A 22,886-nucleotide genomic window follows, 5' to 3' on the forward strand; every position below is an offset into this window, starting at 1 on the left:
ATGAATAAAGTTTTACTCATTATATCACGCGAGTACCTGGCCCGCGTAAAAAAGAAATCATTTGTGGTGATGACCTTTTTGGTTCCTGGCTTAATACTGGCCATGTACGCCATTATATATCTCATAGCCACCAATAGCGACGAGCTAAATAAAGAACGTACCGTTAACGTAATGGACCAGACCGGCATTTTTGCAGGTAAGTTCACCAATCACAAAAACATCAGATTCGCTACAACCAAGCTGCCCTTGGCAGAAGCAAAAGCCGATTTAAAAAAGCATGAAGATGATTTTCTATTGGTGATCAAATCCGATTATAGCAAGTCAGATGGCATCCAGATCTACTCGGAAAAGAAACCCAATTTTACCATTGCCAGCGACATAGAAAACCAGATGGACGATATTGCCAACGGCAGCAACATGGTAAAAGCCGGTATTGATACAGCTGCACTGCATGGCATTAAAAGTAACCTGTCTATCAACGCAAAACAAATTACAGATAAGGGAGAAGAAGACTCGAGCATTGGTGCTGCTTATGGAGTAGGTATTGCGGGCGCAATACTCATCTACATTTCCCTGTTTATTTACGGTGCACAGGTAATGCGTGGCGTTATCGAAGAAAAAACGAATCGTATTATCGAGGTTATCGTATCGTCGGTAAAGCCATTTCAGTTAATGCTGGGCAAAATTATTGGTGTAGGCGCTGTTGGCTTAACGCAGTTTACATTGTGGATCGTGTTATCAACCGCAGTCACCGTTATTGCGGGGAATGTATTTGTGAAGGATAAAATAACACCCGCGCAGAAAGAAGTGATGGCCAAAGGTCATCCACAACAACAAGTACAAACTGTGCCATCTGGAACTACCCCACCGCAAAGCCCGGCTATTGCTTTTTACAACAGCCTTAAAACAGTAAATTTTAGCTACATACTGGGCTGCTTTATATTTTACTTCTTAACGGGATACCTGCTCTACAGCGCGCTTTTTGCGGCCGTCGGTTCGGCGGTGGATAGTGAGACGGAGACGCAGCAGTTTATGTTCCCTATAACGCTGCCCCTGCTATTTACTTATATACTGTCATTCTCATTTTTGATTAATAACCCGGATAGTACACTGGCATTCTGGTTGTCTATAATACCTTTTACCGCTCCTGTGGCTATGATGGTGCGCGTACCTTTTGGCGTACCCGATTGGCAACTGGCATTATCTGGTGCAATGATGATCATCGGATTTTTGTTTACTACCTGGGTAGCAGCACGTATCTATCGTGTAGGGATCCTGATGTATGGTAAGAAAACCAGCTATAAGGAAATTGCCAAGTGGTTCTTTTATAAAGAGTAAGTCTCGCCCCCCAGCCCCATCCACAGGAGTCCTTTGGACTAAAGGGGGAGCTAATGGTTATAAATATTACATTGCTTTTGTGACCGGTGGGAATTGTGCCAATTAGTTTTTACATTTAAAACAAAATAGCCAATTCCTGCCTTAGGGTAAGGTGAATCAACCTATGCGAAAACGAGTAGCCGTAATGGATCTCGGCACAAATACTTTTCATCTACTTATTGTTGAAGGCCTGGCCAACGACTTGAAAGAGTTACGCCACGACCATGTTGCGGTTAAACTGGGCGAAGGCGGCATTAACAAAGGCCTTATTCAACCAGCAGCTTTTGAGCGTGGTTTAAACACCATGAAAAGCTTTCAACAGTACATCGAATATTATGGTGTTAAGGAAGTTAAAGCGATTGCCACCTCGGCCATGCGAAGCGCAGCTAATGGTAAGGATTTTATGGATCAGGTGAAGGCCGAAACAGGTATCCAGATCGAAACTATTAATGGCGATAGCGAAGCCAGTTATATTTTCTATGGCGTTAAAGCATCCGATATTTTGGGTGATGCCACCAGTTTAATCCTTGACATTGGTGGTGGAAGCATCGAGTTTATCATCGCCAACCACACAAAAATCTTCTGGAAACAAAGTTTCGAAATTGGTGCGGCACGTTTAATGGATAAATTTCATCAAATTGACCCCATACCAGTTGATTGTATTAAAGAACTACACCAGTACATCGACACTATCCTTCTTGATTTTTACGCCGCTGCTCAGCGGTTTAAAATCGAAAACTTAATAGGTTCATCTGGTGCATTTGAAACTTTTGCCGAAATAGCCGAACGAACGAAAGGCAACGATTTCGACCTCAAAAAACTCAAAAGCTATCAGTTTGATTCTGAAGACCTGATTAGCCTTACTGATAGCCTTATCCGTTCTTCGCACGAGCAAAGGCTCAATAATCCATGTATTATTCCTGTACGTATTGATATGATCGTGGTGGCATCTATTGTTACCCGTTACCTCATGCAGAAACTGAATATTAATAAAATATGCATGTCTGCCTATTCCTTAAAAGAAGGTGTACTGGCTGAAATGCTCGGGTAGAGATGCAAGAATCGAGAGTCAGGAATCAAGACAAGCTCCAATTTGCTCTAATGACTAATAACAATTGATCAAAGACCAACCTATTCGCTTTTCAAACTCCTCGCAGGGTTTGCAATAGCTGCCTTTATGGTCTGAAAACTCAGCGTAATTAAGGCCGTTAGCAGCATCCCTGCCCCGCTTAATGCAAATACCCACCAACTAATGGTAGTACGATAGGTAAAGTTTTGCATCCATTTGTGCATTACAAGCCATGCAACCGGGGTTACCAATACAAAAGCAAGTACTACAAGCCAAACCAGTTCGGTTGATAACAAGGTTACAATTTGTGTTACCGTAGCGCCCAATACTTTGCGCACACCAATTTCTTTGGTACGCAGATTTGTGGTATACATAGCCAGGCCCAATAAACCAAGGCAACTGATAAAGATAGATAGCCCGGTAGCCCAGCTTAGCAGTTGGGATGTATGTTGTTCGCTTTCATAAAATTTGGCAATTTTCTCGTCAAAGAAATGATATTCAAAGTCGTCTTCCGGATACGTTTCTCTCCAGGCTTTTTGCAGGCTACCTATCGCTGTTTTCCATTCATTACCGCCGGCAGTTTCAGGTTTTAAAGCAATATGAATAAAACGGTCATGATACATTTCCGGATAAATAACGCCCAGAGGTTTAATTGCACCACGTAATGATTCCTGATAAAAATCTGCCAGTACGCCTATAATTTCTGTATTTGATCCATTATAGTTGATATAAGTACCGGTAGCGTCGCCCGGATTTTTAAACCCAATACTTTTTGCGTAATTAGCATTAACCAATATTGATTTCGAACTATCGCCCAATCTTAGATTGCGGCCGCTTAATAGTTTCAAATGGTATACTTTTAAATAGTTGGCATCACCTGATTTTATCTGTAAACTCGTTTTAATCTCCTTTTTACCATCTTTATAAATAGCCTCGTACGAGTTCCAGTTGTCAGACGATGGAGGCTGATCTCCAACACTAAGCGTTGCTATTTGCGGCATACCGGCAAGCTTATTTATAAAAATCTGCTTCTTGTTTGTCAGCATGGTTTTATAGGGAGTTTCAACAATAATAATGGCGTCTTTTTTAAAGCCCAAATCTTTATGCATTACATAATAAATCTGTTTGCTCACCAATATGGTAGCCATAATAAAAAACTGTGCTATAACAAACTGGGTTACCGTTAATGATTTGCGCAACCATGCGTTACGGGTTTTACCGGTAGCAGTATTAGTCTGATTTTTTAATACAGCAACAGGTTTAAAAGCCGACAGTACAATAGCGGGGTAAAATCCAGATAACAGGCTTACTGCAATAGTTAATATGAGTAAAAATGCGACAACTGGTACTTGTAATAAATTGGCCTGTACACCTTTGGGTATAAAATCTGCAAAGAGCTTTAATATCCCTGGTGTTATGCTTATGGCCAGTATCACTGCCAATAAAGTGATTATAAAGGTTTCGCTTAAAAGCTGAACAATAAGTTGCTTACGGCTGCTGCCCATTGTTTTACGGATGCCAATCTCTTTTGCCCTTTGCGATGCCTGCGCTGTAGTTAGATTGATAAAATTGATACAACCCAAAACAAGTAAAAACAAAGCAATAAGCAACAAACTATAAAGCGTGGTTTTGTTGGCGATGTGTGTATTATAACCGGCAAAATCGTTATTGAAGTGCAAATCGCTTAATGGCTGCAATATAAACTTGTGGAAGTTATTTGTGCTCTGCTCTACCTTTGGGTTACGCCGTTTAAACAAATCATTCATTTGGCGTTGCACATTTTGGGCTGTAACCTTATTATTAAGTTTTACATAAAACTGCGAAGCATAACTGGTAGCACCCCAGTTTTCAGACACATCATCTTTCAAGCTCTTAACTCTCTGTATGGTAGAAAATGAAATAAAATCATGAAATGTAATATCCGTATTCTCTTTAAAATTGGCCACAATGCCACTCACTGTTGTTTTGATGGTATCTTCATAAACCACTTGCTTCCCTATCATTTGGCTATAATTGAGACCGGGAAAATACAGCTTAGCCTGTTTTGCCGACAATACGACCTGAAATGGTGAAGCTAATGCACTTTTAGCCGAACCTTCCAGCCATTTGTAAGCAAAAACATTGAAAAATCGCCCATCGGCCAAAATCACATCAGACTGCTTTTTGAATTTAGCCGCAGCCTTCTCCCCATTCTGAATAATCACATTAGGGTCGTACATCAATCTAATAGGTGCCGACTCCGCAAGTCCGGATATTTCCCCTTTCACTGCTGCGGGCAACGCCGTAGTTACGCCTGCATTATAACCACTCTCACCATTATAACCATAGTTAGATACTACACGGTAAATCCGATCGCCATCAGGATGAAATTTATCGAACGTAAAATCAAAATGTACAATCAGATAGATCACCAACGCTGCACTTATCCCGATGGTAAGGCCAACAATGTTAATTAGTGTAAATAACTTATGCTTGCGAAAATTACGAAAAGCGATCTTAAAATAATTTTTAATCATGATGAGTCTGGTTAACCGCAAATAATGATAGCAATATCATACCAAACGTATAAAATATTAGCAATGAGCATATTATAAAAAATACAGGAATTATCCCGTCCATAACCGAACAATGAGTGTACGTTTTTGATACAACTCAAAAAAATCAAGAAATAACTTAATAATTGTCATCATTTTCGGCATAAAAGCAAAATATTCAATAGAATATATGGGCTATTTTACAATAATGTTAAAAACGTTTGTATATTGGCGCGTCTTTTACACTACCCCATGAAGATTACACTGACCCTATGCTGCGGCGCAATGCTGTTGGCTACTTCTGTTAATGCCCAAAAGCACCGCACGGCTGCTACAGATACTGTTACATCTAATTACTACGCCCCCGATCTTTTTGCACCATTGTTTCATCAGCAAAAGGGAAATGAATTTCATTCGGCCAATGGTAATCCCGGTGCTAAATACTGGCAAAACCGTGCCGATTATGTACTGAAAGCGAAAATTGATACCGCAACCAAAGTATTAAGTGCTACCGAAAATATCACTTACACTAATAACAGTCCAGACGAATTAGGCTACCTGTGGCTTCAGCTCGATCAAAACACTTATAAAGCCGATGCGCGATCTAACCGCTATACTGCATCTGGAGCTACACAACATACCGATGGCTACCAGTTAGCATCGGTACAGGTGAGCCAAAATGGTAAAACAGAAAAAGTAAATTATACCGTTACTGATACCCGCTTACAGATCAGGTTAAACAAAGACCTGGCCGCTAATGGCGGAAAGATCAATATCCTGATTACCTATAAATATACCATCCCCGGCGCATTTGGTAACCGTACAGATTATACAGACACTAAGAATGGTAAGATCTACGAAATTGCCCAGTGGTATCCTCGCATGTGTGTTTATGATGATTCGCAAGGCTGGGATACGCTTCCTTTCTTAGGCAGCGGTGAGTTTTATTGCGAGTATGGCGATTTCGATTATACCGTAACTGTACCGGGCAACATGATCGTAGCCGGATCGGGCGAGTTGGTTAACCCAACAGAAGTATTAACCCCAACGCAGATCAGCCGCTTAAATGAGGCGCGGAATAGTGATAAAACGGTAATGATCCGCTCTGCCGCTGATGTTACAGATCCCAAATCTCGCCCGGCAAAAGGTGACCTAACCTGGCACTTTAAGATGCAGAATACTCGCGATGTGGCTTTCGGTGCATCATCTGCTTATGTATGGGATGCAGCGAAGGTTAACCTGCCGGGTGGCAAAACATCGCTGGCTATGTCGGTTTACCCGGTTGAAAGCGTTGGTGCAGATAAATGGGACCGTGCTACCGAATATCTGAAAAAATCGATCGAATATTTCTCACAAAAATGGTTTGTGTACCCCTATCCCGTAGCTATTAACGAGGCCGGAATTGCAGGCGGTATGGAATACCCGGGTATTGTGTTTGATGGCATAACTGATAGTGGTAAAGATCTGTTCTGGATCACAGCGCACGAAATTGGCCATAACTGGTTCCCGATGATCGTAGGATCGGACGAGCGCCGTTTTGGATGGATGGACGAAGGATTTAATACCTTTATTGATGTTTACGCATCAGACGTGGTTAACCATGGTGAATTCGGCCCTAAACGCGATGATGAGTATGCACCTAAAGGTGGTTATCCTGCTGATGAGATCGTAGCTACAATTACTGATCCTGACGCACCGGTTATTATGACCAATGCCGATGCCGTACCCGAAAAGTACCGTCACCCTATCGTATACTTTAAACCGGCCCTCGGTTTAATATTACTGCGTGAGCAGATATTGGGTAAAGACCGTTTTGACTATGCATTTAAAAACTATATCAAGAAATGGGCATATAAACACCCGCAGCCCGAAGACTTTTTCCGTTCGATGGAGAATGGCGCAGGCGAGGATTTAGCCTGGTTTTGGCGCGGCTGGTACTTCAATAACTACAAACTGGATGTAGCTTTGATTGAAGCTAAATATGCCGACAAAGACGCTAAAAAAGGCCTTACCATAACCATTGCCAACAAAGAGCAAATGGCGATGCCTTTAACTGTAGAAATAACCTTCAAAAACGGCGGCAAATCGCGCATGCAGTTGCCGGTAGAAACCTGGCTGCAAAACCGTACAACTACTTTTACCATCCCTACTACTAAAGAAATAAGCCAGGTAATTTTAGACCCGGATCATGCATTACCTGATGTTAACAGGGCTAATAATGTAATGAAAGTGCGGTAGCCAGTTGTCGGTTATCTGTTGTCAGTTGTCGGGTAGAACGTAGTACGTCATCCTGAACTTGTTTCAGGATCTCCAATGCTAAGTATGCGGTTTACTTTTGCAACATGCTTGTCCAGTGGGGTATTGAAACAAGTTCAGCATGACGGGCGGAGATAAAAAAAGAAAGCCAGATTAATTAATCTGGCTTTCTTTTTTTATCTTTTTAAGAGTCTTTGATCAAAAGTCTTTTATCCTTTATCTACTTAATGACCTTAACTAACTGTTGATAGAGTTTCTCTGTTGGCAGCCCCACCACATTAGTATAAGATCCATTTATCTTCTCAATCCCCGTCAACCCTATCCATTCCTGGATACCGTAGGCTCCGGCCTTGTCTAATGGCTTGTATTGATCTACATAATTCTGGATTTCGGCATCTGTAAGTTTGCGGAAGAAAACTTCAGACACATCATAGAACTTATTATACTGGTGTTTATATAAAATACATACGCCGGTTATCACCCGGTGTACACGGCCTGAAAGCAGTTTCAACATTTCAACGGCATGTTCGGGCGATTCAGGTTTGCCCAGAATCAAGTCGTCGATACACACAATGGTATCGGCTGTTAGCACAATTTCATCGCCTATACTTTCGTCATAAGCTTTCGCCTTTTTCTCAGCGATATAAACGGCTACCTCTTCGGGCTTTAAATCTTCGGGGTACGATTCATCAACCTCTTTCAGCACCACTTTAAAATCAACATCCAGCAAACGCAACAGCTCCTGCCTCCGTGGTGATTTTGATGCCAGTATGATTTGGGGAAGATGGTGTATGCTTTTCATTTTGTTTTAGTCATTGGGCATTGGTCAATAATCATTGGAGAACTACTCACAATTCACCATTCACTACTCACCACTAAATTTACCAGCTATAGGCTTGCTCGCCCATCCATTTTTGCTGTATTTTAAGCACTTTTTCAATTACATCGCGCACACATCCTCTGCCACCTGCAATTGGTGATATGTAGGTGCTTACAGCCTTTATTTCTTCGGCAGCATCGGCAGGGCAAACAGGTAAGCCAACCAGTTTCATTACTTCCAGGTCAGGAATATCGTCGCCCATATACAATACATTTTGCGGGTTAACGCCTTTTTCTTCGATATAACTTCTGAAGTTAAGCGTTTTAGTATGCGCACCAATATGCACATCTTGCACACCCAGGCTATTTAAACGATGCAGCGCAATTTTAGATCTGCTGCCTGATATAGCACAAACATTATAACCACATTTTACAGCCAGCTGAATGGCATAACCATCTTTAATATTAAACTGGCGGCCCTGCTCGCCCGAGTCTGTTACATAAACAGAACCATCGGTAAGCACGCCATCTACGTCAAATATAAAAGTGGTTATATCTTTAAGTTTATCAAGCATTATATACTAAAACTTAAGGCTGTTATTGATTATCACGCCATTCATAAACCCAGGCGCTTTGAATTTGCTCCAGATGGCCTTCTGTACTTTGCTCACGGGTACCTGCAAAATCAGGAAGGGACAATACCCATTCTAACAGATCCGTAAAACGGATGCGGTATATTTTCGACTCGTCAAAATCGTCACCAAATTTTTCGTAAAGCCCCATGGCAATATCTTCATGATCATTCCAATGGATTGGCAGGGCAAATTTATCTTGCATATTTTTAAGTTATACGTTTAACGTTGTACGTTTAACGTTAATATCTAATCAATTAAGTTGTTTTTTGATACGTAAAACGTTTAACGTATCACGTATACGTTTAGTGGCCCATAAACTGCGATTGGTCTGGCAGGGTAACTTCGATGTCGCCATCAATCATTACACACTGGCAACCCAGTCGCGAAGTAATACGCGGGTTAATGGCACGGTCAATAAAGTCTTCTTCTTTATCAGAAATTTCCTGCACGTGATCTCCCCCCTTATTCACATAAATATGGCAGGTACTGCAACCGCAAACACCACCACAATTGTGCTGAAGCTCAATTCCGTTCTCTAAACAAACATCCAAAACCGATTCACCCTCGGCTATTGGCAGTATCACAGACTCGTGATCCTTCTCTTCAAAATTTATTTTGATGTTATAAACATTCATTGGGGCAAAAGTAACAAAATTACTCAGGCTGATGTTCAGTTTTTCTCCATTTTCATCACACCTTCGCTCAGTAAACGGTAAAGGTTTTGTAAAAAAACATCACCTTCCAGTAATTGCTCATGCGCGGCCATGGTTTGCACATCGTTACGAACCGCCGGACCCGTTTGTGCAACCGCCGGAAACTGTTGCTGTACCTTCTCTGCCGTTTCCATAATTAACGGCCTCAGCAGGTTAAAATCAAGCTCATGTTTGACCAGTAAATTTTGTGCTACGTAATATAAATAGTTCGGGAAATTGCAGGCAAACACAGCCGAAAGATGCAATATCTTCCGTTGGGCGCTATCTACCCGGTAAATATTATTGCTGATGGTTTGGCCCAGTTCAATCAAGTGTTTGGTAATAGCCTCATCTGTGCCTTCTATACATAACGGTACCGACCGAAAATCAAGCTCCTTCTCTTTACTAAATGTCTGCAACGGGTAAAACACACCTGCTTTGGGTGTTACTTCGGATAGTACTTTTAAAGATGTGGCACCTGATGTATGCACCATAAGTTTTTGATGCACTGCAAGTTGCTCTGCAATATCAGCAATAGCATCATCCTTAACAGCTATAATAAACAGGTCGGTTTCGGCGTTAATTGTGCTGATATCATCTGTTGCTTCGGCACCCACATGATAGGCTAAAAGTGATGCATGCCCAATATTGGGGCTAAATACCTGTATAATACGATGCCCGGCATTTTTTAAAGCGGCAGCTAAGTGCGTACTTACGTTGCCCGAGCCTATCATTGTAATTCGCATATTTTTTTGTTAGAGTATTAAATATCAAAATTAGCTTTTAAAAAACCCTATATTAGGTTCAACCTATAATTATTATTACATGAAGATTTTTAAAGTAATTGCCGTTACTATTTTGTTTCTGCTGGTCAGCGTCAGTATTCTGATAGGCGCACTATATATTTTTAAAGACAAAGAAAAGAAAGAACTTACCGATGCCGACCGTAAAAAAGCAGGTGGCGAATATATTAAATTGAGTAAAGGCATTACCCACTACCAGATAGCCGGCCCCGATACCGGTAAAACAATCATACTTATTCATGGCTTTAGCGTACCCTATTATATTTGGGATGGCACTTTCGAATACCTTGTTAGCCAGGGCTTCAGGGTTGTACGTTATGATATGTATGGTCGTGGCTTTTCAGACCGGCCTTATATCACTTATAGGAAAGATGTATATATAGATCAGTTAACCGAACTGATCTCTGCACTAAAACTACGTACTCCTCTTAGTATAGCTGGTATTTCATTTGGCGGCGGGGTAACAACTGATTTCACCTGCCTTCACCCCGAGCTTGTTGATAAAGTAATATTGATCGATCCTACCTATAAAGATAAACGACCTAACGTCCCCCAGTTTGTAACCATTTTTGAAGAAGCTATTACCCCCGACGACCGCGCCATGGGCCAGCTAAGCGATTTTAAATACCCGCAAAACCATCCGGACTGGGTTGACAAATACAAGGTGCAAATGGAATATAAAAACTTCAGATGGGCTTTGGCATCAACAGAATACAATTACCATTACAATGCGCCCGAGAGCAACGCATGCCTTAATACAAAGCACAAACCTGTATTATTAATTTGGGGGAAAGAAGACCATACCGTACCATTTAAATACAGTGATTCGATACGCAGTGTATTAAAAACAGATTTTTTTCCTGTACCTGATGCAGGGCACCTGCCATCGATAGAAAAAGCGGATACTGTCAATGCGAAGATTTTAGCATTTTTGAGACAGTAAATGATTCTAAATTATAATAAGAAAGCCTGATCAAGTTTTAACTGATCAGGCTTTCTTATTATAACACTTTCTATCTTTTTATGCTTTCTGTAATTTCACTTTGCTTTCTTTCAGCTCAGCATTACTGTTTGAGATCTTCAACTCCTTATTTCTGCGGAAGATCGACATCAGGAAGCCAATTACCATTATGATAGTACCCGACCAGAAGAAGTTAATGTAAGGGAAATTAATCGCCTTCATTACTATGTATGGTTTCTTGCTTTCCGGTTGTTGGAAAACCTGTACCTCTACCTTATTTTGTTCAGGAATAATTTTTGAGAAACGTAGTTTCAGTCCGGCATCATCAACCTTTTTAGCAAAATCGAAAGCGTTGCCATCCTTAATCATAAATATTGGCTCGGCTTTGTAAGTTTTCTCATGCGAGGTAATCTCGAAAGCAGCGCCAACGGCAACGTCCGTGCCTTTAAGCGGGATATTTTCTACGTGGGTTTCTTTGTTCAGGCTCTTTAAAACCATAAATCCTTCGCGGAAACGGATAGTATCACCAACGGCTATAGTATGTGATACCGGAGCGTCGTAGTTTTTATCGTCATCAGTTTCGCTGTGGCCGCCATCCTCGCCATCCAAGTCGCCTTTAATTGGCGCCATGGTAACGTGAGTGTATAAATCGTGAAACAAATAGTGTTTAGTATCAGGTGATGAAACCAAACCCATTTTATTATTAGCCTGCGAATTTGGTTTTAGTACGAACTCTTCGGTTACTTTACCCGATGCATCTATCTTTTTATAATCAACTTTAAAGTAATGGTTAGGTGCCGATACCGAATCGCCGAAATAAGTTACTGTATAACCGCCCATTTGTATTGGTTGGTTTTTGTACAGCATTATATTTTCTTTCGGGTTTGATGTTTTGGCAAACTCATCACCATAACCAATACCGCTGTTGTTTTGTGAAACTACACTGCTGGTACCTGCTGCAATTAAAGCGCCTACCAATATCAATCCAAAACCAATGTGTGCTACTGCAGATCCTGCCAGTTTTACCTTGCCTTTAAATACATCTGATAACACCTTTGCATTTGATAACACGGTGAATATGGCACCGATCATTACCAATGAGAAGATGAAATGTAGCTTGTAGATGCCGGTTACATAAATAACCAGGCCACCTAATAAAGCAGAGAATAACAGGTATACAAACGTGGTGATGAAAAAACGGGTGGTGTCTGTAGTTTTATATTTCAGGAACTGAGATACGCCTGTAAGCAAGGTAACTACTACAGCAAATGATGCCTGTATAACGTTATAGTGTTTAACAGGCTCAGTCGGCGGTGCTAACTTGGTACCAAAAATCCAGTTCCATACCGGGATAGAGGTAACCAGCGTTAAGTGGAAACATGAAAGACCTAAAAAGATAGCACCTACAAACATCCAGAATTCGCGCGAGTAGGTTTCTTCATCTTTTTTAGTGATAGGAAGCTCTTTCCAGCGGGCAATAATCAGGTAAACGCAAATGGCCAGGAAGATCAATACATCGATTACCAGGTGCCATTTCATACCCAAATCGGTAAAAGCATGTACAGAGGTTTCGCCCAAAATACCACTACGGGTCAGGAACGACGCATACAATACCAGCACAAAGCTGATCAATACTAAAAAAGTAGCCGTAAAATACGAGTGACCTGTATTTTTATAGACCACCATTACATGTACAGCGGCAATTAATGTAAGCCACGGAATAACAGAAGCATTCTCTACCGGGTCCCATGCCCAGAAACCACCAAAGTTTAGTGATTCATAAGCCCAGAATGAGCCCATGATAATACCGGTACCCAAAATCATTACCGCAAACAAAGCATAAGGCAATGCAGCAGGCAGCCATTCTTTATAACGGCGTTGCCATAAACCGGCAATAGCATAAGCGAACGGAACCACCATTGATGCAAACCCTAAGAATAAGGTTGGCGGGTGGATAACCATCCAATAATTTTGCAATAGCGGGTTTAAGCCGTTACCATCTTTAATAAAAGTCAAATAATCCGGGCGACTAAAGATTGGCCCTTCGATAGCCTGGCGTAATAAGATAAATGGTGAGCTACCAATACGTGTACCGAATAGTTCGACACCGATTAACATGGAAGCCAACAAGGTTTGCGATAAGGCAATAACCGTCATCACAGGTTTTTCCCATGTTTTGGCTTTCCAGATCATGAGGTTACCTAAAACCGCTTGCCAAAATGCCCACAGCCAGAAACTGCCCTCCTGCCCTTCCCAATAACTGGAAATAATATAATATACCGGCAGCTTGCGCGATGAGTGCGCCCAGGCGTAATGGTATTCGAAAAGATTATTGTAAATGATGTAGAATAAGCAGGCACCGATGCTTACTACAGAAATGGTATTAACAAAGAAGCCAATTCGCCCCAAAAAAAACCACGATTTATCGAGCTTGTTAGTGCTGGTGGTGGCAAAATAGTAACTGATGGCCGATAAAAGCGCAGAACCAAATGCTAAAATAATAAAGAACTGGCCCAGGTGGCCGGGTAAAAGGTGTTCGCCTTTAAAAGCTGTATCCATTCAAATTAAATATTAGCCGTTTTGGCTTTGGTTTCTGTAATCTCTACCTTATCCTGAGTGTATTTAGACGGGCATTTCATCAAAATTTTTGAAGCATGGAACTCACTCCCCTGCATTTGGCCGGTTAAAACAATTTGCTCCGAACGCTCAAAATCCTGCGGTTTGGTACCTGTAAACACAACTTTACACTCCTGACCTTTGTTATCGGTCATATAAAAAGAGAAGTAATTGGCATCTTTATGTGCATCATAATACAGTTGCTTGTCTTTCACTAAGTGACCAACAACCTGTAACGAACTCGTAGTTTTTGAGGCATCGTTAAACGACCCATAAGTACTTGAGCTTGAATATGTGCTAATAATAACCGCTATTGCCACAGCAATAACAATAATGCCTATGATTGAACTTTTTTTCATGAATATATATGGTTTCCTGAAAACTGAACTGCAAAAATACAAAACGTGTAGTTAATAATGTTTATTACAACACATATATCTTATTTAGAATCGTTCTTTAGAAGAGAGGCAAGAGTCGGGAATCAGGAATCGAGACTCCTCACTCAACACGTCATTGCGAGGAACGAAGCAATCGCGAACTATACAGGGCCGCTCTGCTGGTCGGGGATTGCTTCGTTCCTCGCAATGACGGGGTGGGCTTATGAAACGTAAAAAGCCGTTCTGCAATGCAGAACGGCTTTCCTATCTTGATTCTTGTATCTTGATTCTTGATTCTAAATATCACGGCCAAACACCAAGATTTTGGTATGATACCGCAATTTTATTGATAGATCCTACCAATGCTGCGGTACGCAGGGTATCGATACGGCTATCGCCTTTAAATATTTCGCGGATCTCGTGGTACGAGCGGATCATGGTATCTTCCAGACCTGAGTTTACTAACTCAAGCTCTGATGCACCTTTGATAATAGTTGTACGTTGCAGTGGCGTTAATGAAGTACCGGTAATACCTTCAACCATGTTAACCAGGTTAAGGTTCGAGTTTTCTTCAAAACGGCGGTTCATACGGCCAAATGCCACGTGCGAAAGGTTTTTTAACCACTCGAAGTATGATACCGTAACACCACCTGCGTTAGCATACATATCCGGGATAATCATACCACCGGCTTGGTAAAATGCAGCTTCAGCTTCCGGGCTGGTTGGTCCGTTAGCACCTTCGGCAATAATTTTGGTTTGCAGGCGGCCAACGTTTTCGATAGTGATCTGGTTCTCTAAAGCAGCAGGTACCAGGATATCGCATGGTTGCTCCAAACCTTCGCCAGAGTTTCTGAACTCTTTAGCACCCGGGTAACCTAAAATAGATCCGGTTTCTTTACGGTGATTAAATACAGCGTCAACATCTAAACCATCTTCGTTATAAATAGCGCCTTCAAACTCGCAAAGGCCTACGATGATAGCACCAAACTCGGCCAGGAATTTAGCAGAATAGAAACCTACATTACCTAAACCTTGTACAATTACCCTTTTACCGGCAATACCGGCAGTAAGGCCAATTTTTTGCATATCCTCACCTACGCTTACACACTCGCGGATGGCAATGGCCACACCACGGCCGGTAGCTTCTCTTCTACCCGCAATACCGTGTAATGCAATTGGTTTACCGGTAACGCAACCCAGAGCATCCAGCTGTCCTGGGTTCATGGTGGCATAAGTATCGGCAATCCAGCTCATTTCGCGTTCGCCCGATCCGTAATCCGGAGCAGGTACGTCGATGCTTGGGCCGATAAAATTCTTTTTGATCAGCTCTACTGTATAACGACGTGTGATGTTTTCCAGCTCCTGTACAGTATAGTTTTTAGGGTTAATTTTGATACCACCTTTAGCACCACCAAATGGCACGTTTACGATGGCACATTTATAGGTCATCAGGGCAGCAAGGGCCATAACTTCGTCCTCGTTCACCATTTCGCTGTAGCGGATACCGCCTTTGGTTGGCGACTGGTGATGCGAGTGTTCTACGCGCCAAGCGTCAATTACCTCGAAACCATTACCCTTACGGATAGGGAAACGAAAACGGTAAACGCTGTTGCATGATCTGATCTGATCTAACAGACCAGCATCGTGACTGGTGAATTGTGCGGCGTAATCGAAATTTTTACATACGTCTCCAAAAAAATGGGTGTCCCCGTATGCGGCATTATTATTAGTAGCCATAATTAAAATATTGAGTATATAATTGGTTTAAATACAATGAAAACTACTTATCGTTTTCAAGTTTTTTCAAACGCCTGTCAATCATGAACAAATAGATAGCCAATCCTATAAAAACGATAGCTATTGTGGCAACAACCACATATATCCGTCCATTGCTACGCAGGGTGTCTGCCATTTCAACATCCGCACCCGGTTGGGCAAATACAGGGATGAAGCTGATGAGCAGCACTAATATCAGGGCAAATTTCTTCATATTAATCAATTGCATTTTTTTTGTATTCAATAAGGCTGATGCGGTAGCGGATTGAAGCTATCCACACGCCCATAAAGCACCAGGCAATAAAAGCAGGGTAAAGTACCACACGCATGCGGTTATCCAAATCCAATTTTCCGAAGGCTGGATTACCACCGTTACCAGGGTGAAGTGAATCCGTCATCCGCGGCAGGATCATAATTAAAACCACCATTACCGGGAAAGCGAAAATGTTATACACTGCCGAAATTTTGGCGCGTTTTTGCTCCTCATCGATAGAGTTACGAAGCACCAAATAAGCACAATAAAGCAAAAAGGCAATAGCTGCACTATTTTGCTTAGGGTCATTACTCCAGTACTCGCCCCAGGTGTATTTAGCCCACATCATACCGGTAACCAAACCTATTACAAAGAAAAACACGCCGGTATTAGCGCATTCTACCGCAACCAAGTCGTGCTCGGGTTTGCCGCTAATCAAATATTTGATGCTGTAAACCACCGATATGGTAAATACCGTGAACATAGCCATCCACATTGGTACGTGAAAATATACGTTTCGAATGGTTTCGTGCATAATAGGCAATCGGGGTACTCCCAAAAGCAGGCCTGCAAACAGTGTGTATAGGATTATAAGTACGGTAAGTACTTTCCACCAGGTTTGATAAATAAACTTCATTTACTTGGAAAAACGCAACAAAGTTAAGCAAATAACATAGCTTTACTATGCGTGCATAGAAGATTTACAATTGTAATATTGTTATTTGCCTGCGGCTGTGTAAGTTTTAATAAAACTTAGTTTTTAGTATCACCAGGCACATAATCTACCGGTAACATCTCGGCCACTTTTGATAACGACCATGCCCCTTCCAGCAGCGTACTGCCGGGCGAAAGTACAATACCATTGCTATCGAAAAAGGCATAATCACCATAAAGGTTTATAATACTGGTTTCGAAGTTTTCCATATCCAGCGGTCGGAACAGATCTTTAAAATAAACAGTCTCCCTGCGTTTGGTATAAACTACATACAGGTATTTTGGGAAGGCAATTGCATATACACCGGCCTCATTTGTTGGATGCATTACATCGGCAACACTTAATGGTTGACGGATTAGAAATTCATCGTACTTCGGCAATTCCGCCATATTGAACCAATACTGGGCCGAATCGCGGTTAGTCATCCTGAATTTATCAATCTTTGCTTGTATCAGTTCTTCGCTCGGGCGTTTGGTGTTTACCTTACGCTGTAGTATCCTGATCACGAAGCCATCTTTATCCATGGTATTATTGGCCAGCGAGCGGTAAAAATGCATAGCCGAACCGTAATAAAGTTCTTCCCTGCGTGCTGCCCATTTCTTTTTCTGTTCTGCCGATCCCGGTAATTCCTGGTAAAGCACCTTGCCTGTCCATGATATTACGTGGTTCAGATAATCAGTTTTAAATGATTTCAGCAGGATTTTTACTTTATACCCTAAGGCGTAATTATCGATATTCAGGAAATCATAAGAGTATCCTTCGAGGTAGCGTTTGGTTTTATGGTTAAGCAGGTTAAGGTCTGTAGGGTTCAGAATTTTGCATTTTTTGGCATCATCAGATGTGCCTAAAAAGTCTTTAACAAAGTTTTCGTAATTTCTTTTCCAGCTGCCGCCGCTGGTAATTACCACTTCGCGCAACTCGGTAACTTTGGGCGTCATTTCTGCTTCAACGTTTACCGGCTTGGCGCCTACCATTATGGTTTGTATAAAATCTTCGTAGCCAACGGTAGTTACCACCAACTCGTATTGGCCGGGACGTACACCGTTAAGGGAAAAAGTACCATCTTCGCCCGTTACAGTACCAAAAGTAGCATTGCTTAAAAACACACTGGCTTTGGCCAATGGCGCATGGGTACTTTTAACAGTTACCTTACCTGTAATGGTTCCGTTTTGGGCCTGGCAGTTTACAATGATAAACAAACCCACAAACAGCAGTAGTATTGAACGCATAGTATTAACCGGAATTTACGACAAGTATAGCTATTGAAAATGAAGCGTTGGTGAACCTAAGATAGAAATATTAAAAGATGTTATGATTGCCCCTTATCTAAGTTTTTTATAAAGTTATTTGCCTGATCATTTTTAGAGCTCTCTGCATAAGCTTTATTAAGTTCTGATATAGCTTTTGATAATTTAACCGGAAGTAAATTTAATGCATGGCTGTTGTTTTTGAAATTTAGCTTACCCAAATAAGAGAGATATAGCGAATTATTAATTTCAGGATCTACAGCATCCAAAACACCATCAACAAACGTTAAACATCTTTTAACCAACTCTAAATCATTAACATCAATTGCTTTCTGTGTAAATGCCCTGAATGACATAATTTGTAATGAAGTCAATTCTTCATCCAGAATATCTTCTTTAAGTTCAGGAAATTCAGTTATGAGTTGAAAAACAAAGCTTTCGGCGTTCATTTAAAAGGTAATTAATCCTGCCAAAGGTACGGGAACAATATCAGCGAAGCTCCTACCACAATTACATTAATGGCGCACAATATCCCAATGTTTCCATAAGTACTGCCCCGTTCTAAGCCATCCATAGCCACTTTACTGGTGCGTATAAGCAGCAATATCACAGGAATAATTACCGGAAAACTTAGAATTGCCATCAGCGTACCACCGTTGCCAGCCTTAGCTGCAATGGCCGAAATCATGGTGAACACCGTGGCAAAGCTGATACTCCCCAGCAATACGACCAGGAAATAATAAAAGGCATCGCCCAGGGTATTGGTAAAAAACAACATATAAACCAACAAAGCCAAAACGCTCAGCAAGCTCATCAGCAATATATTGTAGATAATTTTTGATAGAATAATAGCCTGCGGGCTGGCTATCGAATAGTAATACAACAACCTGCTCTTGCTCTCCTGCAAAAAGCTTTTAGACATGGCGTTAACCGCAGCAAACAACATGATGATCCAGAACAACACATTCCACACCACCGGGTAACCCTGGCTATGTGTAAAACCCGCCGTAAGATTAAAAGCGATGTAACACACAAAAACGGTTGATACAATATACAACAGCACACCATTAAACGCATACTTAGACCGCCACTCGAGCAGGATTTCTTTTTTAAGCAAATGTTTAGTCTGGCTGAAGAGTTGCATGGGGCAAAGATGCAGAAAAGAGAATCAAGAACCGAGAGCCAAGAATCAAGATATTTTCATATTTGAGACAAAGTTAGATTTTGGATTTATTTCAGTGAATCGTCTTGTTTCCTGATTCTTGTCTCTTGGTTATCTTAAAAGCCTATCTTTAGCAACATGTACATCGCTCGTTATCTTACTCCATTAGGAAAAGTGCAAATTACTGCTGATGATGAGTTTATAACCTCGGTAACTATTGAACCTAAGACTATTCATGAACCTACCGGAGATCATCCGTTGTTACAACTTGCCATTAAGCAATTAGACGAATACTTTGCAGGCGAGCGCATCGATTTTGATTTGCCATTACAACAAGCAGGCACACCTTTTCAGCAGGAAGTATGGCAGGAATTATTGCGGATAAGCTACGGTAAAACCATGAGTTATGCGCAACTGTCTAAAGAAATGAAAAATCCGCTGGCCATTAGGGCTATCGCTGCGGCCAATGGCAAAAATAAACTCTGGATTATCGTGCCCTGCCACCGGGTAATCGGATCAGACGGTAGCCTTACCGGTTATGCTGGCGGCTTGTGGCGCAAGCAATGGCTATTAGAGCACGAAGCCAAAGTAAGCGGCCAGGGCCAAACTAAACTGGAGTTTTAATTCTCCAGTTCAATAACTTTTAAAACCTTACGGATTTTTTCATGCAACTGGTATGGCTGAAAAGGCTTTGCCAAAACCTCATTCATTCCTGAAGCCAAAGCCTCCTCCTGCTCATGATCAAATGATGCGGCAGATAATGAGATAATAGGAATACCACGCTTAGGCTCTTCCAGTTCGTTACGGATATGGCGGGTTGCCTGATAGCCATCCATTTCGGGCATGTGGGTATCCATTAATATCAGGTCATAATCGTTCTCAAGCAGCTTGTCTATTGCCTTGCGCCCGTTATCCACCATTTCAATCTCAACTTTCCAGTCTTTCAATATTTTAGATAGCATAAACTGGTTTACCAGGTTATCTTCTGCTACCAAAACACGTACATTATTAAAGGGCTGTAAATCTTTAACATTGGTTTTGCTTGGTTTAACTTCATTTGGTCTCGAAGCCAGCGTGTACCAATTTGTAAAGCTAAAAATACTGCCTTTGGCCGGCACACTGCTTACATTAAGCTCGCCACCTTTTAGTTCAATCAGTTTTTTAACAATGGCAAGGCCTAAACCAGTACCACCATATTTAGCTGCGGTATCATCTTCTGCCTGCTCAAACGAATCAAAAATACGTGCTATACGATCTTCAGAAATGCCAATACCGCTATCTTCAATACTAAATTGCAGTTTTGATTTATCTACATGTGTTTGCAATACGCTTACTTTCAATTTAACGTATCCGCTCTCGGTAAATTTAATAGCATTGCTTAGCAGGTTCATTAAAATCTGGTTTAATCGTAACGAATCAACCATAATGTAATGTGGTACAGATGGCTCTATATCCAATATAAACTCAATATTACGTTCGTCAGCTTTGTATTTTAACAGATCATATACCGATTTAATAATGCCATGTACATCATTAGCTGCACGTACAATGCTAAATTTACCGGCCTCTATTTTAGAAATATCCAACACATCATTGATAACACCCAACAATGATTGAGAGGTTGTTTCGAGTAAACTGATCATGCCCATTTGCTGATCGTTCATCTCTGTTTTACGCAGCATATCAGACAAGCCGATAATACCGTTTACAGGCGTACGCAGCTCGTGGCTCATGTTAGCCAGAAAGTTCTCTTTAACCTTACGGCCATATTCTGCCGCTTCTTTTGATTTAATAAGCTCCGACTGGTAATTTTTCTGGTTGGTAATATCACTGATGTTGATAAACAGCATTTGGCTGCGATAGCTTACACGGCACTCTACCCATTTAAGGCCTTTATCAACTGTTTCAAACTTACATTCGAAAACACCATACGCAGTACGATCGGCAATTACATTTACGAGATGCTCTTTGAAAGATGGGCGCTCTGCCTCAGAAACCAAAGAAGTAATATTTTTGCCGATCAATGAAGCCGGAACATGCCCGGTTATTTTCTCGACAGCAGGGTTTATCGAGTTTATTTTAAGTGTATCCGAATTAACGGTACATATAATATCAGCAGAGTTTTTAACCACGATGGCGTAGTTCTGTAACTCTTCGTTTTTCTTTTTAAGTTCGGCCTGACTGCGTGCCAACTGGATGAATGAATCAACCTTAGCCGATGTAATATACGGATCGAGTGGCTTAAACAAATAATCTATCGCCCCTGCTCCAAGACCTTTAACGGCATACTTGGTTTCTTTAGAAATAGCAGTTACAAAGAGCACCAGGATATCGCGGGTACGCGGGTTAGATTTAAGCATCTCAACCAGCTCAAAGCCATCCATTTCGGGCATCTGCACGTCAACCAGCGCTATGGATATTTGATTATCCCATGCCAGCTTAAGCGCTTCGTTCGGCGAGGTGGTCGTAAATAGCTGTATATCGTTGCGCTGAAGCAGTGCTTCGAGTGCAACAATATTCTCTTCACGATCGTCAACGATCAGTATGTTGATTAAAGACATTTTAAAAAGTGAAAGGGGCCAAAAAGCAATTGATGTTAACCGCAAGAATTATTGGCTCCCGGCAGAACTCTACCTTTTGCCATTTTATCAACATAACTACTTGATTATTAAATATTTGTTTAATATACGATTCTATATACGATATTTTATTAAATCCGGATTTTAAAAAAATAAAAAAACTTCAGCGGTATTTATTTTAAACGCCCACTTTCTGATAAATATTTTCTCTTTTATTAATCACCTTAAATTTACGTTTAAAAATATCAGATCGGATAGTTTCTTTGCTACCGAGACATAAAAACCCATAAGGGCATAAACTCCTGTAAAACAAATCGAGTATACGCTCCTGCAATTCCTGCTCAAAATATATAAAAACGTTACGGCAGCTAATCAGTTGAAATTCATTAAAAACCTGGTCTGATATTAAATTATGCAACGAGAACAAAGTATTTTGCTTTAACTCCGTACGTACTGTAGCTGCATCATACATCATTGTAAAATGATCGGTAAGCGAGCCGGGTAAACCTGTTAACTGGTAGCTTTCGGTAAAACCTTTTATTTTACGTAATGTGTAAATCCCTTTACGGGCTACATTCAAAACGTCGGCATTAACATCAGTACCGTAAATAAAATATTTGTTTTTCAGTCCGGCTTCTTGTAAAAGTATAGCTAAAGAATATACTTCCTCTCCTGTTGAGCAACCTGCACTCCATAATTTGATGTGCTGGTATGATGCCAGATAAGGCACCACATCGGTATATAATGACTTATAAAACAGCGGATCGCGAAACATCTCGGTAACATTTACGGTGATCTCTTTTAAAAATTCGTAAAAGAAATCCTCATCGTTAACCAATGACTGTTTCAAATCGACATAATCGAGCTTTTTAAGCTGCATTATACGCACCACGCGGCGCTTAAATGAAGCTTTAGAATATTGAGAAAAATCGAATCCATGAATTTTCCTAACCAAATCAACAAGTTCATTGATCTGGGCCGTATTTATACTATCAGCAAGCGGGGTGTTCATTTC

At 41.1% G+C, this 22,886-nt stretch carries 21 protein-coding genes; 5 read left to right on the forward strand and 16 right to left on the reverse strand.

Features of this window, described 5'->3' with window-relative positions; all coding sequences use genetic code 11:
- Positions 1 to 1,338 carry an ABC transporter permease gene (locus tag PQO05_RS18630; RefSeq protein ID WP_273628949.1) on the forward strand — a complete coding sequence of 446 codons (1,338 nt, stop codon included), beginning with the start codon at positions 1 to 3 and terminating at the stop codon, positions 1,336 to 1,338.
- A gap of 163 nt (positions 1,339 to 1,501) precedes the next feature.
- A complete protein-coding gene (locus PQO05_RS18635; RefSeq protein WP_273628950.1) occupies positions 1,502 to 2,428 on the forward strand; it encodes a Ppx/GppA phosphatase family protein in 927 nt (308 codons plus the stop codon).
- An 80-nt stretch (positions 2,429 to 2,508) separates the two neighbouring features.
- Here PQO05_RS18635 and PQO05_RS18640 read toward each other — a convergent pair whose 3' ends face one another.
- Positions 2,509 to 4,962, reverse strand: coding sequence for an ABC transporter permease (locus tag PQO05_RS18640; protein ID WP_273628951.1), 2,454 nt, complete (start codon positions 4,960 to 4,962; stop codon positions 2,509 to 2,511).
- A 270-nt stretch (positions 4,963 to 5,232) separates the two neighbouring features.
- Between PQO05_RS18640 and PQO05_RS18645 the strand changes: the two genes are divergently transcribed.
- Entirely contained in the window at positions 5,233 to 7,218 is a 1,986-nt protein-coding gene (locus PQO05_RS18645; protein WP_273628952.1) for a M1 family metallopeptidase, read from the forward strand.
- Positions 7,219 to 7,456: 238 nt separating this feature from the next.
- Here PQO05_RS18645 and PQO05_RS18650 read toward each other — a convergent pair whose 3' ends face one another.
- From PQO05_RS18650 to PQO05_RS18670, 5 genes are all read right to left on the reverse strand, one after another.
- Complete coding sequence (locus tag PQO05_RS18650) at positions 7,457 to 8,038, reverse strand: Maf family protein (RefSeq protein ID WP_273628953.1); 582 nt, start codon at positions 8,036 to 8,038, stop codon at positions 7,457 to 7,459.
- A 79-nt stretch (positions 8,039 to 8,117) separates the two neighbouring features.
- Complete coding sequence (locus PQO05_RS18655) at positions 8,118 to 8,630, reverse strand: KdsC family phosphatase (RefSeq protein WP_273628954.1); 513 nt, start codon at positions 8,628 to 8,630, stop codon at positions 8,118 to 8,120.
- Between the two features lie 22 nt (positions 8,631 to 8,652).
- Positions 8,653 to 8,892, reverse strand: a complete 240-nt coding sequence (gene iscX / locus PQO05_RS18660) for a Fe-S cluster assembly protein IscX (RefSeq protein ID WP_273628955.1) — start codon at positions 8,890 to 8,892, stop codon at positions 8,653 to 8,655.
- Positions 8,893 to 8,992: 100 nt separating this feature from the next.
- On the reverse strand, positions 8,993 to 9,325 hold the full coding sequence (locus PQO05_RS18665) for a 2Fe-2S iron-sulfur cluster-binding protein (protein WP_273628956.1): 333 nt from the start codon (positions 9,323 to 9,325) through the stop codon (positions 8,993 to 8,995).
- A gap of 35 nt (positions 9,326 to 9,360) precedes the next feature.
- Positions 9,361 to 10,128, reverse strand: coding sequence for a Rossmann-like and DUF2520 domain-containing protein (locus PQO05_RS18670; protein ID WP_273628957.1), 768 nt, complete (start codon positions 10,126 to 10,128; stop codon positions 9,361 to 9,363).
- Between the two features lie 79 nt (positions 10,129 to 10,207).
- Here PQO05_RS18670 and PQO05_RS18675 point away from each other — a divergent pair, with 79 nt between their 5' ends.
- Positions 10,208 to 11,128, forward strand: a complete 921-nt coding sequence (locus tag PQO05_RS18675) for an alpha/beta fold hydrolase (RefSeq protein ID WP_273628958.1) — start codon at positions 10,208 to 10,210, stop codon at positions 11,126 to 11,128.
- A 78-nt stretch (positions 11,129 to 11,206) separates the two neighbouring features.
- On the opposite strand, the gene ccsA is transcribed toward PQO05_RS18675, so the two are convergent.
- The 8 genes from ccsA to PQO05_RS18715 all read right to left on the reverse strand — a co-directional run bounded on the left by ccsA (position 11,207) and on the right by PQO05_RS18715 (position 19,274).
- Entirely contained in the window at positions 11,207 to 13,705 is a 2,499-nt protein-coding gene (ccsA, locus tag PQO05_RS18680) for a cytochrome c biogenesis protein CcsA (protein ID WP_273628959.1), read from the reverse strand.
- Positions 13,706 to 13,710: 5 nt separating this feature from the next.
- Positions 13,711 to 14,121 (reverse strand): cytochrome c maturation protein CcmE domain-containing protein, encoded by a 411-nt coding sequence (locus PQO05_RS18685; RefSeq protein ID WP_174311866.1) that lies wholly within the window; start codon positions 14,119 to 14,121, stop codon positions 13,711 to 13,713.
- A gap of 321 nt (positions 14,122 to 14,442) precedes the next feature.
- Positions 14,443 to 15,876, reverse strand: a complete 1,434-nt coding sequence (locus PQO05_RS18690) for a Glu/Leu/Phe/Val family dehydrogenase (RefSeq protein ID WP_273628960.1) — start codon at positions 15,874 to 15,876, stop codon at positions 14,443 to 14,445.
- 43 nt (positions 15,877 to 15,919) lie between these two features.
- Positions 15,920 to 16,129: a CcmD family protein gene (locus PQO05_RS18695; protein ID WP_273628961.1), complete on the reverse strand. Its 210-nt coding sequence runs from the start codon at positions 16,127 to 16,129 to the stop codon at positions 15,920 to 15,922.
- 1 nt (position 16,130) lies between these two features.
- Entirely contained in the window at positions 16,131 to 16,805 is a 675-nt protein-coding gene (locus PQO05_RS18700) for a cytochrome c biogenesis protein (RefSeq protein ID WP_420490354.1), read from the reverse strand.
- 116 nt (positions 16,806 to 16,921) lie between these two features.
- Entirely contained in the window at positions 16,922 to 18,112 is a 1,191-nt protein-coding gene (locus PQO05_RS18705) for a carboxypeptidase-like regulatory domain-containing protein (protein ID WP_273628962.1), read from the reverse strand.
- An 80-nt stretch (positions 18,113 to 18,192) separates the two neighbouring features.
- Positions 18,193 to 18,579, reverse strand: a complete 387-nt coding sequence (locus tag PQO05_RS18710) for a DUF7674 family protein (protein ID WP_273628963.1) — start codon at positions 18,577 to 18,579, stop codon at positions 18,193 to 18,195.
- 11 nt (positions 18,580 to 18,590) lie between these two features.
- Entirely contained in the window at positions 18,591 to 19,274 is a 684-nt protein-coding gene (locus PQO05_RS18715) for a heme exporter protein CcmB (protein WP_273628964.1), read from the reverse strand.
- Between the two features lie 156 nt (positions 19,275 to 19,430).
- Here PQO05_RS18715 and PQO05_RS18720 point away from each other — a divergent pair, with 156 nt between their 5' ends.
- Positions 19,431 to 19,916 carry a methylated-DNA--[protein]-cysteine S-methyltransferase gene (locus PQO05_RS18720; RefSeq protein WP_273628965.1) on the forward strand — a complete coding sequence of 162 codons (486 nt, stop codon included), beginning with the start codon at positions 19,431 to 19,433 and terminating at the stop codon, positions 19,914 to 19,916.
- Here the strand turns inward: PQO05_RS18720 and PQO05_RS18725 are convergent.
- Together PQO05_RS18725 and PQO05_RS18730 are read right to left on the reverse strand one after the other, a co-directional pair.
- The gene (locus PQO05_RS18725; RefSeq protein WP_273628966.1) at positions 19,913 to 21,853 is read right to left on the reverse strand and encodes a response regulator; all 1,941 of its coding nucleotides are present in this window, start codon (positions 21,851 to 21,853) and stop codon (positions 19,913 to 19,915) included. The genes PQO05_RS18720 and PQO05_RS18725 overlap by 4 nt on opposite strands.
- A gap of 196 nt (positions 21,854 to 22,049) precedes the next feature.
- Complete coding sequence (locus PQO05_RS18730) at positions 22,050 to 22,883, reverse strand: CheR family methyltransferase (RefSeq protein WP_273628967.1); 834 nt, start codon at positions 22,881 to 22,883, stop codon at positions 22,050 to 22,052.
- Positions 22,884 to 22,886: the final 3 nt, after the last annotated feature.

The organism is Mucilaginibacter jinjuensis (genome assembly GCF_028596025.1).
Classification (GTDB): Bacteria; Bacteroidota; Bacteroidia; order Sphingobacteriales; family Sphingobacteriaceae; genus Mucilaginibacter; species Mucilaginibacter jinjuensis.